Below are 12,647 nucleotides of genomic sequence, written 5' to 3' on the forward strand. Positions count from 1 at the left end.
GAAGATATCAGGCAAAAAAATCGCCTTTACCCACAGGAGTAAAGGCGATTGAAGGTCTGCATTTGACTTAAGATGACATTGTCAAAGACCGTTCATGGAAGATTACTTGGCTTTATCGATGAAGACTTTTAATGAAGAGGCTTTGTTATCAAATGACACTGCGCTAAGGTCGGGAATCTTTTGACCTGATTTCACATCAACATAAGACCCTTGATAGTCACGCTCAGAATACAGGCGGACGGTATAACCCTCAGCAACCTCTATTTGGGAGATGACATTATCGTAAGTATCTCTATAATCGCCCCTTTTTTCGGCGCTGAGCCGTGGAATATCCCCGTAAATCTGTAAGAACCCGCCACGATCATAGCTTGCTTCACGAGCTTCTGCTTTAACGACCTGAACAGAGGAGACTGCTTTGTTCATTTCGCTGAGATACCTGGTCAGATCATATTGAGATGAAGATGGAAATAGGTTCGAAGTTCCTTTGAATTGACATTCTGTGAATAAACGCACCCCCAACGAACTTTCTGGTATCGTAAAGGACGACACTTGATCATTGGCGTCAGTACCGTTTTTCATCTTAACACCGTTTAAGCAATCGATGTCCCCAGTGACTTCCAGGCTATCGCCAGTATAACCAGCGTTCTGGAACAGGGTGACTTTAAGACCGGTCACAGGCTCTGGCTGCGGTTCTGGCTGCGGTTCTGGCTCAAAGCTGGTGACCACCATTTGGGCCACAACTGCCGGATTAGGTGACACACGCTGAATGACAATGGTTTCACCGATAGAAATGTCTTTTTCATCCGACTTAACGTGTGAAATAGCGCCATCTACAGTCTCGGTACTGTAATCACATTTGCCATTATCGCAGTTGAAAATATAGTTGCCTCTCTTGCTATCATTAACGATTTTAGCAACATAAGAAGAACCATCTGCGCTGTGGAGTTTTTCTTTATCAAAATCAACGAAAATATACGGCACGTTATTGATTTTCGACACACTCATCGACTTCACGCTGCCATCAGAGATCACCGGGTTATTACCGTCGAGCATATCCTGCGTGACCGTAATCTGACCAAGAACAGCCTGATTCGGGTACTCACGTTTGACCGAAATGACAGAACCTACTGCCAGGCGGCTTTCAACATCCCCTGTACGGAATGAAGCTTCTTTACCTAAACTTTTCTTGTTGCTGTAGTAATAGTGAGTGCCTTCTGTGCCGAAAAGATATTTCCCGTCAACATAGGCTGTATATGCCGTGCCACTCGTAATTTTGCTGGAATCGAGATTCATGTAAACACGAGTCTGACCATCATCCACGCTGACCAGAATAGCTTTCAGATCGGTCTTATCGATAACCGGATCTTCATCTGGTACTGGCACATCGGAATCATCCGGAAGCGGCGTGTTTTTCACTTCTTTAACGATATTACCCAGTTCGTGTTCCGGAGTATCGCCACTGATATCCCACAGGATCGCACCACCGAAGCCCTGATCGAGAATGTAATCTACTTTTTCATCAATGGACTGCGGATCGTCATAGGTCAGGAATTCTTGCTTGGTTTTGCTGTAGAGATACGGAACGTGTGACTCTGGGTCCCAATAGCGCGTGTATTCGCCACTGGCCAGTTTTTGCTTGAGCACATACCACGGGTTGGTACCTGTAAACTGATCCGCATCATCCCATGCACCTTTTACGGTTGCCGCGCCGGTGTTAAACATGCCCGGCAAACCAGGAATGAGTTCTGTACCCGGCACATGGCCCCAGCCACGACCATAATATGGGATTCCCATCATCAGCTTGGTTTTCGGCACATTCCAGGTTTCGACATAGGCCGTCATGGTGTCAGCCACGTTCAGATCTTTATCTTCATCATGGCTGTTTTCATACAGCGGTGCGTTATGACCGGTTAGCAGATCGAAGGCACCGTGGATGTCATACGCCATCACGTTCACGCTATCCAGCAATGGCGTGGTTACCGCCGGGTTGATGAACTGAATGTTGTTGTGATTAGTGGTGACCGCCGCAGAAAGTTGATAATACTTATCATCTTTCAGACCTTGCGCATCCAGTTTGGTACGCAGCGACTGGATTAGTTTAGTGAACTGGTTTTTCTCAGCTTCGGTATTCGGATATTCCCAGTCAATGTCGAGGCCGTCGAAATGCCATTGTGCCATGTAGCTGACCATGCTGTTGGCCAGTTTCTCAATACCTGCATCCGTGGCGGTTGCCGCTTCGAAGACACCTTCCTGGGAGTTATTCCAGCCACCGACAGAAATCATATGCGCCACGTTGGCCGCTTCAGTCCGTTTATCCAGGTCTTTAATCAGTCCAGGGGCTTTATCGGTGTCATGCATGGTCACCACACCGTTTTTCACCACCGCAAAACCGTAGTTCAGGTGGGTCAGACCAGAGTAGTCCACTTTATCAGGGGTAAAGAAGTTATGGGCTTCATACACGCCCCATTCCGGGAAGTAACCAATCACTTTACGCTGTGCAGCTACGTTGGCTTTTTCACGGTTCTGCAGATCGATAGCGTCCTGGCCGGTATACGGCGTGAACTGGAAGCTGATGTAAGGCTTGATGTTAATAGCATCACCGGATACCCATACTGGATCGGTTCCCGGGCTAATACCCTGGTCAACCCACCATTGTGCAGTCCAGTAGTATCCCAGGAAGCGAACGGTATCGCCGCCTTTATAGGTGCGGTTTGGATCGTAATCCTCAGAAATAATAGCCAGTTCCTGTTTTGGCGCGACTTGCGCTAAGACAGTACCTGGGAAGTTGTTTTGCGATGCGTTGGTATACGCAGTCCAGGTGTGACCACCATCTTTGGTGATCATCATTGAGTAATCGAGGCCGGAGAAGGTGTTAGTCTGATCGCTTGCCGTCACAGTGGCGGCAGACGAAATTATTGGGAATCCAATAGCAGAAAACAGGATTGCTTTAGTTAATTTATTTAAGCGCATAGGTGACTTCCTAATTTGTCTATAAACTCGTTTATTAACAAGGATACAAGAAATACGCGCCTTTATATCATTTGCATTATTTGCATAGTATTTAATTATATATTAAGAATGAGTAAATTAAACTTACCCTTAACCATGTGTATTTAAATAATAAAGGTACTCGCATCATTTAAATAAATGTTTTGGCTGCCAATTATAAATAAATGTGATTATTGGGGGGCTGAACTCACGATCAGCCTCTCGCCATCCCACCAACTGACTCCCTCAAGACCTTGTTTTTGGAAACGTTGGGCCAAAGCGGGGAGGTTTTGGGTTCATCCGGTCATAAATTGTGGATCTGGAAAGACCCATTTTGAGCGCGACAGCGGGTAAGCGTAGAACCTTAACATTAGATGATGTCATGGCTTATTCTCCTGAATCATATTGGTTTGGATGCAGGAAGATTAGGGATGTGGTTGTTTTTAAAAATATTTGTGCCTTCTCGTTTTTTTATTAAAAGCCGAAAGTACATAATTTTTTATTTTAATGAAAATTAATTTTAAAGAAACTTACGACTTTTTGATTAAAAGCTTCGACGATGTACGTGGGACCCTACCAGATTGGGTACAAAATACGCCGTGGGAATCAGTGAGGTCCATGTTGGACTATGAAAATACTGATATTCAGCTTTTATCAGAACAGCTCACTGATGAATTCACCCCGACGGACCTTTTTTCAGCGTGTAACTTTCATTCACTCCAGTTTGTCCAGCCATTGCCGGGTTTCCGTAAAAAATTGAATTCAATTTTTGTTTGTATACCTAAACGTATACCCAATCTTTAATGCTTAAGCTTGTTCCATGGCATTTTGGAAAGCAAAACTGCCATTCCGCACCAACCACTTACACCAGCAAAAAGCAGGCCTGCACCGACGAACCCCGATAATAGAAAGAAGCTTTCATCTATTGCGTATCCCATCAATACCCCTGCGAGGATAAGTATTCCAGCTACAATCTGAACTTGCCTCATGATTGGAAGAGGATATTTCTTGTCTTCAATCGTCGGAAGATTTGCATTTTTCCAGGCATTAATGCCGCCAGACAACAATAAAACTGTTGCCGGGTCTGCTGTTCTGACCAGCGCATCTTCATTTTGAGCTGTGCGTGAACCCGCCAAACAGTGAAAAATAACAGGATGATTTACAGGCAGGTCCTTGATTTTTTTCCCCAACAAAATATCGGATAGTGGAAAAGAGATAGCTCCAGGAACGTGCTCTCGAAGAAATTCAGCAGGCTCCCGAATGTCGATCAGAGTGCTGCCATTTTTCATGAGTTCATGTGCTTCTGCAGGACTTACAGTTCTTGTGCTCATTTTAAATCCTCAGGGCAGTAAATGTCCTTTAACGTTGCGATAACTTTTCGAATCGATTCATTTTTAATGAAATAATTTCTTCGTTGCTCATCTATGGAACATTCAATCAAATCCTCTTCCTTCATTCTCGCCAGGTGCTGCGATGTGGCTGAAGGACTTAATCCTGTCAGTTTACTTAGATTACCTGCTGAAGTTCCCGGTGAGTCAATGAGAGTACAAAGAATCAATAGTCGGTTAACGTTACTCATGGACTTGAGAAGCCTGGTCGCCTGAGCCGCGCTATCTTGCAAAAATTCAAGGTCAGTATTTTTCATATGTTATTTCAGGTTTATCTAATTTAAATAAAGTCTAAATCAAATGCAGGCGTAGAGCAAAAAAAAGATTTATGAATAAAATGCTCAAACTGTCCACTATGTGTTTACTTTATTTTTCAAATGGTTAAATGGTGATGAGATTGCCCTAACTGGTCACTTACAATGAACCGTTGGCCAAAAAATGCAAAATTCCGGTTTGAACCGATTATTGAGGTGCTTCTCACGATGATTTTGGCTGCTCTGATTCTGATATAGGAGGCTGAGTGTTTAGTTTATTTCACTCTAATGGCTTACGTTGAATAAGGCATATTATTAGAAAGTCTTTATTGGTATCTAATGAAAGGAGTCGGATGATGGTATTTGAAGAAAAGAAGAAAAAGGCAATAGACCTGATGGAAAATAAAAAGATGTGGCGGAGCAATTATGCGCCCCCCATCTTACGCTTGTTTTGGAAAATGGGGAGTAAAATGCCACCGCCTCCGTTTGCCCCTTTCTGGCTTAATACGATGTTCTTCGCCGCCTTGTACAGCCCTATATGGGGCATTTTCATGTGGTTCACTATCTGGAAAAATCAAGGCTTCAGCGTATTGCATGCGGTATTCATCGCCCTCTTTGCCGGTTTGCTGTTTGGTTTATTCATGGCGTTATTCCACTATTGGCGCAAGCGGTCCAACAAGTTGCCTGACTGGAAGAGCCTCTAAGAAGGCAACAATTTGAACATCAGAAAAAAGATTTATATAAAAACTGTTCACAGTGTTCACAGTGTTCACAGTGTTCACAGTGTTCACTTTTTGTTTTTTTGTTTAATTTCATTATGTTATGTGGTGATTAGTTTGCCCTGAACTGCCCATAACTCATCACTTCAAGTGACCAGTTACTACTTCTCAATGAAAAAAACCGGCCTGAGCCGGTTTCTTTTTAAGCATTCTTGATTTCGCACATTGGCAACCAGTCTGTCTCGCAGTCTTCACTTAAGATCAGATTGGTTTGCAGACCCGGATTGGTCTTTTTCTTCAAGAATTCAATCTCATACTCTTTCAACGTTTGCGGCACAGCCCGACCTTTCGGCTAGGGAAAACGTGCTGACGATTCCCGTTAATTGGAGGCATGATTTCCAGCAGCTCTAAAGCTTGTTCTGAGAGAGGGGCTATATGATCACGTTTTGCCTTCATACGTTCCGCTGGAATACACTACTGCTTGTTCTCGATATCGGTCTCTGACCAAGCTATTGCTGAGGCTTCTGCAGGGCGTATTGTAGGCATGTGCTGCTTCTTCGGGCGTTCGAAAGCATTACCTATACCTGAAGCTGGATTCGCCTCAATCAATCCCACATTCACCGCATAAATCATTATCTCATTGATGCGCTGAACTAACCTTCCGACAGCTTCTAACGCTGCGCGTGCTTTGATTGGCTCTAACACCTGAATAAGTGTGCATGCTTTCAGCTCCTGAACAGGAATGTTCTCGATCTCGGACTTCTACAGACACAAAAAAGCCCGCAAACCTAGAAGGGATGCGGGCTTTCAGGACTTCTCCGGACTTATCTGGTAATAACCGGATCATTATTTGGTGGAGCTGGGGGGATTTGAACCCGCGTCCGAACCTTTCCAACCAATTAAAAATAAAAGAGTTATTTTACTTTTACGGTTCTGCGTATCCTTTACGGCTCTTTTGACGTACTTCCTCCGTCACCCCACTGTACGCTTTCAGGTATGAACCGTAATGCCGGAACAGCATTTCCGGACCCTTGTGACCCATCTGCCCGGCCAGCCAGAACAGGTTGGCATTCATGCTGATATGCATGGTGGCGAAGGTGTGACGGGTTTGGTACGGATTGCGGTACCGGACACCGGCTTTCTTCAGCGCCGGTAACCAGGCTTTCTTCCTGATCGCATCAGCCCCCGCCCAAGGCTCCCCCGTTTTTGGATCCAGAAAAACAAACTCGCTGTGCGTGAAGGAGAATTGTTTCTGGTCTTTTAGCGCCCGCATCGCATCGCCGTCCAGCTCTACCTTTCTTTTCCCCGCCCGCGTTTTCGTTCCCTTCGTTACCCCCTCAACACTGGCCGTCTGTATATGTGCGGTGGCGCCCACAAAGTCGATGTAATCCCATCGCAGCGCGCAAAGCTCAGAACTTCGCAGCCCTGATCTGAATGCAAACCGGAAAAGGTTTTCTTCCTGTGGTGACCTGGCGGCGGAGAGTATAGCCGTTACTTCATCTGGCTCGAAAGGGTCAACGATGTATTCGCTCTCCGCTGTGTCCGTATCGTTTTTATAACGGGATGCTGAAACCAAAGAGACCGGGTTTGTTGCCAGATACCCATCAGTAACCGCTTCATCTATCGCGAGCCCGAGGAATGACAGCCTGTTACGGGTGGTTTTCAACGTGGTTGTCTGGTTCTTGATCCAGCTTTTCACGATCGCCGTGGTGATGTCAGAGACCTGCATTTTGTGCATGCCCTTCAGCGCGGACCGGCATTTTTTATAACCGGTGATAGTTGAGGGGGCCAGCCCCCTCAATTCGCAAAGAGTTATATATTCGTCCATATAGTCTTTTACAGATTTAGAGCTCTGATTATTTCCAAAGAGTTTTAACCGCGTGGATTTCGGGAACTGATCCGCGTAATTAAAAATGCCACGCTCAATTTTATTGTAAATCTCTCCCAGCAGCCTTTCGGCATATTTAATATTTTTTGGGTTCACATCGATATTAGAAAGGGGCTCACGGCATTTCACCCCTTTATACGTGAATGTGATATTGATGGTTTGGCCTGATTTGTGACTGCGTAACGTCACGCCTCTTGGCAGTTTTGCCGGTTCCCTCTCGCCCACTTTGTTACCTCCGCAAGATCAATCCAACGTTCTTTTACGCCATCAACTTTTAACACCTGAACACCTTCTTTCCAGACGCCGCGCTGAATGCGCTTGTTGATGGCATCAATTGTTTCCCCAGTTGTGCTGCAATAGGCACTGACTGGGATACAGTCCAAACTGATCATGCGAACCCCCACACGTTAATAGAGCCGGCTGCACACCGGCTTACAGATTTGAAAGCTTTTCGATCGCCTTGTCGAACGTCTCCACAGCAACATCCAGATCAGCGGCACAGACCTTTGCCTTAATTGCGCGGACTTCCTCTGGTGATTTTGCGGCGCGGATCTGGGCCATTAAATCCAGAATAAATGATGGCGCTGAGTCAGGCGTAACGGCTGGCGCTTCACCCGGTCGCAAAATCAAAAGCTCGCTTGCCATTGCCTCCGCTTCTCCCCAGCGCAGAGAAGGGGAGCGGTGCGCGATAATTTCCTTCAGACGTTCGTTGGTTAAATTTTTCATTATTAATCTTCCTTTTTGACGATGCAGTTGCAGTGATGAGCGAAACACTGAGCGAATGCGTCCCGCTGGCTATCATTGATATCAAAATTATCTTCTAACCAGTCGCAGAGCTTTTCCTTGCTGATGACAGGTTTCTGCGGCGGAAGGTATTTTTCCCGGTAAACGGGCATCATACCCGGACCGGCATCCTCTTCACCCGCCTCACCTTTGATGTGGCCGCGCGCAAGGTGCGCGTCGTTTAACCAAGCCACCGGGACCTGATCACCTTTCAATTGAATCGCGTTGTAATTCATTTGCAGTTCGGTCAATTCACCAGCCAGCTTCCACTCCGATTTGCTGATAACTTCGAGCTGATCGAGGATTATTTTCAGGGCTTCGACAGGGATAGCCATTTGGTCATGCCCTTGATTAAGTGCATTCTCAACACGGGCTTTCATGATGCTGAAGATTTGGAATTCTTTGGTTGCCTTAGTCATAGCTTTACCCCTGCTGGCGCTGGTTCATCTGGAATTGATGCCCAGTGGGTGATCCGCACATCCTCATGGCTCAATCCATCCAGTTGGAATGACCACTCCCATTCACCGGTTTCTTTCTGCCCCATTGCCATCCACATTGAACGCCAGCCAATTACCCAGCCTTCGCCATTAGCATCAAAAAGAAGTACCTCTTCATTCGCAGATGGCAGTTCCGCATCAACTGACACAACCTGGTCATTGAGCAGGTCACGCCACGCAAATGCAACCAGCTGGCCGCCGAGCAGGGTAGTTGAGGCGCTTAAAGCCGGTTCTTTTCCGTCCTCGAATTCAACAATTAAAGTTATTTTTCCCATGACACCCCCCTGTTCAGAACATCAGCTCTTCCCAGCGGCGCATAAATAAAGCTCGGGCCTGTACTGGGTTGAGAGGTGTGATAAGAATGTCGGTCGGCATGATGCCTTCCAGAATCGGCCAGAAATTATCGGCATCGACTTCCAGATCCCGACGTTCGGTTGCCAGCATGATCAGGTCAGCTGTTTTGACGATGGCGCTCATCTCCCGCGGGAGTTCGTACTTTTCGCGGATCAGGGAATCAATCTGGCGCTCGACGCGTGCATAGTCAGGCAGCATGCGCTTCAGCGGGGCTGGGATGTCCTTCATGTACGCTTCAGTAGCGTCATGCAACAGGGCTTCGCGCTGGTACTGTGGCGGAACAATCAGACTGCACAGAACAGAATGCTGCGCCACGCTGTAGAAGTCTGAAATCTGCCCGGCAAAGCGGCATTCGTGGGATAGCCCCTGCGCGATGTCGGTGATATTGAAGGCAAGTAGATTAGGATTTGAGAAATCCAAATGCTCGCCTGAAAAAGTGGTTAACCAGGTCATAAAATTACTCCACACGTTTAAAATAAATAGGCTGCACACCGTTTTGGGCTTGATCGAATCCCTTGCCAGTGATGGCAATTAATTAAATTCAGATGGTTTTAAATTATCTTTGGGCTTCGCCGCCCAGCGCGGAAATAAGGTTCGATATCAGCGCAGAATATTCACTGGTGACCAGAATGAAATCGGCATCAAAGCGCGCGGCAAAATCTTCGCGGTCGATGTCGTCGTTCTGATCAGCCAGCGTGTCGCTCGGTTTCAATTTTTTCAGCGTGAAGGCATCATTGATCTGGAAGCTGACGCGTTCCTGCCAGTCCATCGAAACCTGAGTGACCAGTTTGCCGTTTTCTATATGGCTGCTGATTTCGTCGCTGACCAATGCCTGCTTCTTACAGCGGATAGTGCCGCCTTCTTCCAGAATGGCTTTCAGCTCGGCTTCGTCCTGCAAAGCGAACCCAGCTGGCGGTAGGCCGCTGCGCACCCACTCGGTCAGGTTCAGTTCGATCGGCGATTCCATTGTCAGCGGCACCACTGGCAGCGAACCGAGGCTTTTACGCAGTAGTGCCAGCATGTCTTCTGCCTTTTTGGCGCTGACCGCGTCGACCATGATCAGGCGGCTATCCAGATCAATCCACATGAAGGTCTGGGTGAGGCGACTGAACGCGCGCGGCATCAGACTATGCAACACCTCATCTTTCAGAGAATCTTTCTCGGTCTTCTTCAGCTTGCGGTGCTGCTCGTTTTGAAGTTGCTCAATCTTGTTAGCTAGTTCCTGCTTAATCACCGGCGCCGGAAGGATTTTCTCTTCACGTTTTGCACAGATCAGTAGTTGGTGACCGGCTGCGTGCACCAGCTTTTCGGTACCGAACTTACCCATCGGTGAAACCCAGCCGGTTTTCGCCATGTCCTGGCTGCCACACGGCGAGAAAACGAACTGAGCCATCTGACGTTGCATTTCAGCTGCATCGAGCGCGATATCGCGGCTCATGCGGTAAATCTGGAGGCTTTTAAACCAAAGTTCTTTCACGTTAATTACTCCTGTTTATGCCCACTGCACCGGGCTAATTACTCACACACATAGAAAAGGGCCACCGGTGACGCACTGGGTGTGCTGGTGGGGCCAGCGAACCCTTGTCTATGTCTGCGAAAAAATTGGCGGTGGTCATGATCAGAACATTATCTTCGCTCCCCCTTGGGTAGGTTGAAGAGTCATGCCACCGCCGAAAGACAACTACACACAGCAATTATCGAGTTCCACGTCGATCTGATAGGGCGGCGGGAGTTGAACCCGCAACAGGGTAAGGAGCCCTGCCATCACCTGATGCTTGCCACAACGTTAAGAGCACTGATTCTGTGGTTCAGAAGTTGATTGTTAGTGAGACTCTCAACAACCAGTGCTCTTAACGTTGTGCTGCTGATGATTAAAGTATGCTTTAGGGAATAAATATAGTCAATAAAGAATAATTAAAAATATTCTTTGGGTGATTTGTTGGCGTCACGGGAGTGTGACAATTTTTTGCAGTAAAGGGGAATTCGTGCTTATACTGGGGTTATATACAGTTGTTTTTTTGGCGGCAACTATCATCAAAAGGTTTTGATGCTGCGAGGTATTTGGATATGGGTACGTGGCTTGTAAGAGTTGGTCCAGGAGAGTTTAAGGGCTCTCCTGTGCCTGATTCGCGGGTGGTTCACTTGCTTAATGCAGGAATGAAGATCTGTTCTACGGGTCCGACGATATCCGATTCTGAACGAACTGGAGTTACAGGAATGCGCGTGTCATCAACCGATAAGAAACCGCCGCCATCACCTGATAAGTGATATCTGAAAACCGATAAAGTGCCTGAGATTAACGTGACGACGAGATCGTTAGTGGAAGGGCTACGGTTTGGGTTAACCACCACAACGGTGCCTGCTGGCGCTTGAGCTATGCCAGTGTTTCTCTTCATGATATATGCGCGATAGTGTTCAGGAACTTCAGAGATCCATGTGATTGCTTCACCGGTATCGCCTTTTTCATCGAAGACTTTTACTAACTTAGAAACATCAATGCGTTGTAATGGGCTATCAATGCCGCCTTGCATTGTTCCAGCGCCATTGATCAGCCAATCAGCACTGATACCCATCGCAGCCGCTAACTTGCTACTGTGTTTTGAAGTTTTGCTGGCCCCCGCAATGATCTTTGAAATAACAGACTGTTCAACCCCAGCAGCTCGAGCGAGCCGGGTCTGACTGTCAAATCCGGTATCGGCCATGGCTTTCGCCAGTCGTTCAGATAGTGTTTTCATACCCCAAAAGTTATTCCCACGCGCATATTCTGTCAAAGTCTCTACCGACTTGCTTATTTTTATTCCCTAAAGCATAATTAAGCATAATTATGATGGAGGGAATAACCAAATGAACCATGTCATTGAAAAAGCAATCAGCATCACCGGCTCTCAGTCTGAATTGGCTCGCCGAATTGGCGTAGGCCAATCAACGGTTAGTAAGTGGCTCAACGGCGCAGAGATTAGCTCCCGCTACATTTCAGCTCTCACAGCTGCAACTAACGGCCAGATTTCTCAGGCAGAAATACTGGTTTCACTCGAGCGACCAGACTCAGCAAATCCTAACGCATCAGCATCCTTAGCATAACTACCGAAGGAAAAACGAAATGGTAGACCTGAAATCCACAGTAAAAGCGATGTGCAAAGCATTCCCCGGCGGTCGTTCTGCAATGGCTGGCGCTTTAGGCATGACTGAAACTCAGTTCAACAACAACCTGTACGAAAAGAACGGCTGTCGCTTCTTCGAGGTGGCAGAGCTGGAAGCGATGGAAGACATCAGCGGCACGAGTTGCCTGGCTGAGCACTTTGCACAACGCCGCGGCGGTCTGTTCGTCGATATCCCGCAATTGGAAGAACTCGACCAAGTGGAGCTGTTCAGCAAAAGTATGCGCACAGCGGCGCACCGTGGTCACGTAGACATGATCATTCAAGCCGCTCTGGAAGATGGGTTCATTGATGCTGAGGAAGCGAAAGAAATCATGAAGTATCACTCACGCCATCTGTCGGCGCGTGATGCGGAAGTTCGAGCTGTGTTGGCGCTGTTCAGCAAAAAGGCGAAAGCCGGAAAGGTTGACGCCTCAGGAGTGCAGTCCCGAGGCGTCGGGCGCATTAACAAATCGTGTGGAGTAATTAACGCATGAACAGTTTACTCATAAAAGCAGGAGTTCCGCAAATTCGCTGTGTAGCGACTGGCGGTACTGCTGGCTCTCTTTCGTACGAAGTGATGATAGGCAACCGCTGGATCCCGTGCAACTACCAGTTCGCGGCATGGTGGGTAGGTTA

General features: G+C 47.2%; 15 protein-coding genes and 1 pseudogene. 3 read left to right on the forward strand and 13 right to left on the reverse strand.

What is annotated here, in order from left to right; genetic code table 11:
• Window positions 1-102: 102 nt before the first annotated feature.
• From UC14_RS00155 to UC14_RS00175, 4 genes are all read right to left on the reverse strand, one after another.
• Complete coding sequence (locus UC14_RS00155) at window positions 103-2,970, reverse strand: glycosyl hydrolase family 18 protein (RefSeq protein ID WP_112197010.1); 2,868 nt, start codon at window positions 2,968-2,970, stop codon at window positions 103-105.
• 264 nt (window positions 2,971-3,234) lie between these two features.
• Window positions 3,235-3,372 carry an AlpA family phage regulatory protein gene (locus UC14_RS00160; RefSeq protein WP_081481102.1) on the reverse strand — a complete coding sequence of 46 codons (138 nt, stop codon included), beginning with the start codon at window positions 3,370-3,372 and terminating at the stop codon, window positions 3,235-3,237.
• Between the two features lie 416 nt (window positions 3,373-3,788).
• Complete coding sequence (locus UC14_RS00170) at window positions 3,789-4,319, reverse strand: rhodanese family protein (protein ID WP_112150846.1); 531 nt, start codon at window positions 4,317-4,319, stop codon at window positions 3,789-3,791.
• On the reverse strand, window positions 4,316-4,633 hold the full coding sequence (locus UC14_RS00175) for a helix-turn-helix transcriptional regulator (protein ID WP_015690325.1): 318 nt from the start codon (window positions 4,631-4,633) through the stop codon (window positions 4,316-4,318). Before UC14_RS00175 ends, UC14_RS00170 begins: the two co-directional genes overlap by 4 nt.
• Window positions 4,634-4,986: 353 nt before the next feature.
• On the opposite strand from UC14_RS00175, the gene UC14_RS00180 reads away from it, so the two are divergent.
• Complete coding sequence (locus UC14_RS00180) at window positions 4,987-5,334, forward strand: DUF6404 family protein (RefSeq protein WP_112197011.1); 348 nt, start codon at window positions 4,987-4,989, stop codon at window positions 5,332-5,334.
• Window positions 5,335-5,697: 363 nt separating this feature from the next.
• Here the strand turns inward: UC14_RS00180 and UC14_RS26950 are convergent.
• From UC14_RS26950 to UC14_RS00225, 9 genes and pseudogenes are all read right to left on the reverse strand, one after another.
• Window positions 5,698-6,102, reverse strand: a pseudogene (locus tag UC14_RS26950) (integrase); the annotation flags it as partial.
• A gap of 172 nt (window positions 6,103-6,274) precedes the next feature.
• Complete coding sequence (locus UC14_RS00190) at window positions 6,275-7,462, reverse strand: site-specific integrase (protein ID WP_112197013.1); 1,188 nt, start codon at window positions 7,460-7,462, stop codon at window positions 6,275-6,277.
• On the reverse strand, window positions 7,423-7,629 hold the full coding sequence (locus tag UC14_RS00195) for an excisionase (RefSeq protein WP_112197014.1): 207 nt from the start codon (window positions 7,627-7,629) through the stop codon (window positions 7,423-7,425). Before UC14_RS00195 ends, UC14_RS00190 begins: the two co-directional genes overlap by 40 nt.
• A gap of 40 nt (window positions 7,630-7,669) precedes the next feature.
• Entirely contained in the window at window positions 7,670-7,963 is a 294-nt protein-coding gene (locus UC14_RS00200; protein WP_112197015.1) for a hypothetical protein, read from the reverse strand.
• 2 nt (window positions 7,964-7,965) lie between these two features.
• Entirely contained in the window at window positions 7,966-8,439 is a 474-nt protein-coding gene (locus UC14_RS00205) for a hypothetical protein (RefSeq protein ID WP_112197016.1), read from the reverse strand.
• Window positions 8,436-8,792, reverse strand: a complete 357-nt coding sequence (locus UC14_RS00210; RefSeq protein ID WP_112197017.1) for a hypothetical protein — start codon at window positions 8,790-8,792, stop codon at window positions 8,436-8,438. The genes UC14_RS00205 and UC14_RS00210 overlap by 4 nt, the downstream gene beginning before the upstream one ends.
• A 13-nt stretch (window positions 8,793-8,805) precedes the next feature.
• Window positions 8,806-9,324, reverse strand: coding sequence for an HD family hydrolase (locus UC14_RS00215; RefSeq protein ID WP_112197018.1), 519 nt, complete (start codon window positions 9,322-9,324; stop codon window positions 8,806-8,808).
• A 103-nt stretch (window positions 9,325-9,427) separates the two neighbouring features.
• Complete coding sequence (rdgC, locus tag UC14_RS00220; protein ID WP_255563049.1) at window positions 9,428-10,348, reverse strand: recombination-associated protein RdgC; 921 nt, start codon at window positions 10,346-10,348, stop codon at window positions 9,428-9,430.
• Window positions 10,349-11,009: 661 nt separating this feature from the next.
• Entirely contained in the window at window positions 11,010-11,573 is a 564-nt protein-coding gene (locus tag UC14_RS00225) for a helix-turn-helix domain-containing protein (protein ID WP_157962055.1), read from the reverse strand.
• A 142-nt stretch (window positions 11,574-11,715) separates the two neighbouring features.
• Here UC14_RS00225 and UC14_RS00230 point away from each other — a divergent pair, with 142 nt between their 5' ends.
• Window positions 11,716-11,952: a YdaS family helix-turn-helix protein gene (locus tag UC14_RS00230; RefSeq protein ID WP_112197020.1), complete on the forward strand. Its 237-nt coding sequence runs from the start codon at window positions 11,716-11,718 to the stop codon at window positions 11,950-11,952.
• A gap of 19 nt (window positions 11,953-11,971) precedes the next feature.
• Window positions 11,972-12,505 carry a YmfL family putative regulatory protein gene (locus tag UC14_RS00235; RefSeq protein WP_112197021.1) on the forward strand — a complete coding sequence of 178 codons (534 nt, stop codon included), beginning with the start codon at window positions 11,972-11,974 and terminating at the stop codon, window positions 12,503-12,505.
• Window positions 12,506-12,647: the final 142 nt, after the last annotated feature.

It is taken from the genome of Rahnella sp. NRRL B-41462 (assembly GCF_003263525.1).
GTDB lineage: Bacteria > Pseudomonadota > Gammaproteobacteria > Enterobacterales > Enterobacteriaceae > Rahnella > Rahnella aceris.

Bases quoted from the DNA above. Each gene is read 5' to 3' on its own strand.
- UC14_RS00205 (WP_112197016.1), bottom strand. From the start codon at position 8,439: ATGACTAAGGCAACCAAAGAATTCCAAATCTTCAGCATCATGAAAGCC.
- UC14_RS00210 (WP_112197017.1), bottom strand. From the start codon at position 8,792: ATGGGAAAAATAACTTTAATTGTTGAATTCGAGGACGGAAAAGAACCG.
- UC14_RS00195 (WP_112197014.1), bottom strand. From the start codon at position 7,629: ATGATCAGTTTGGACTGTATCCCAGTCAGTGCCTATTGCAGCACAACT.
- UC14_RS00180 (WP_112197011.1), top strand. From the start codon at position 4,987: ATGGTATTTGAAGAAAAGAAGAAAAAGGCAATAGACCTGATGGAAAAT.
- UC14_RS00225 (WP_157962055.1), bottom strand. From the start codon at position 11,573: ATGGCCGATACCGGATTTGACAGTCAGACCCGGCTCGCTCGAGCTGCT.
- UC14_RS00175 (WP_015690325.1), bottom strand. From the start codon at position 4,633: ATGAAAAATACTGACCTTGAATTTTTGCAAGATAGCGCGGCTCAGGCG.
- UC14_RS00200 (WP_112197015.1), bottom strand. From the start codon at position 7,963: ATGAAAAATTTAACCAACGAACGTCTGAAGGAAATTATCGCGCACCGC.
- UC14_RS00160 (WP_081481102.1), bottom strand. From the start codon at position 3,372: ATGACATCATCTAATGTTAAGGTTCTACGCTTACCCGCTGTCGCGCTC.
- UC14_RS00215 (WP_112197018.1), bottom strand. From the start codon at position 9,324: ATGACCTGGTTAACCACTTTTTCAGGCGAGCATTTGGATTTCTCAAAT.
- UC14_RS00230 (WP_112197020.1), top strand. From the start codon at position 11,716: ATGAACCATGTCATTGAAAAAGCAATCAGCATCACCGGCTCTCAGTCT.
- UC14_RS00155 (WP_112197010.1), bottom strand. From the start codon at position 2,970: ATGCGCTTAAATAAATTAACTAAAGCAATCCTGTTTTCTGCTATTGGA.
- UC14_RS00235 (WP_112197021.1), top strand. From the start codon at position 11,972: ATGGTAGACCTGAAATCCACAGTAAAAGCGATGTGCAAAGCATTCCCC.
- UC14_RS00170 (WP_112150846.1), bottom strand. From the start codon at position 4,319: ATGAGCACAAGAACTGTAAGTCCTGCAGAAGCACATGAACTCATGAAA.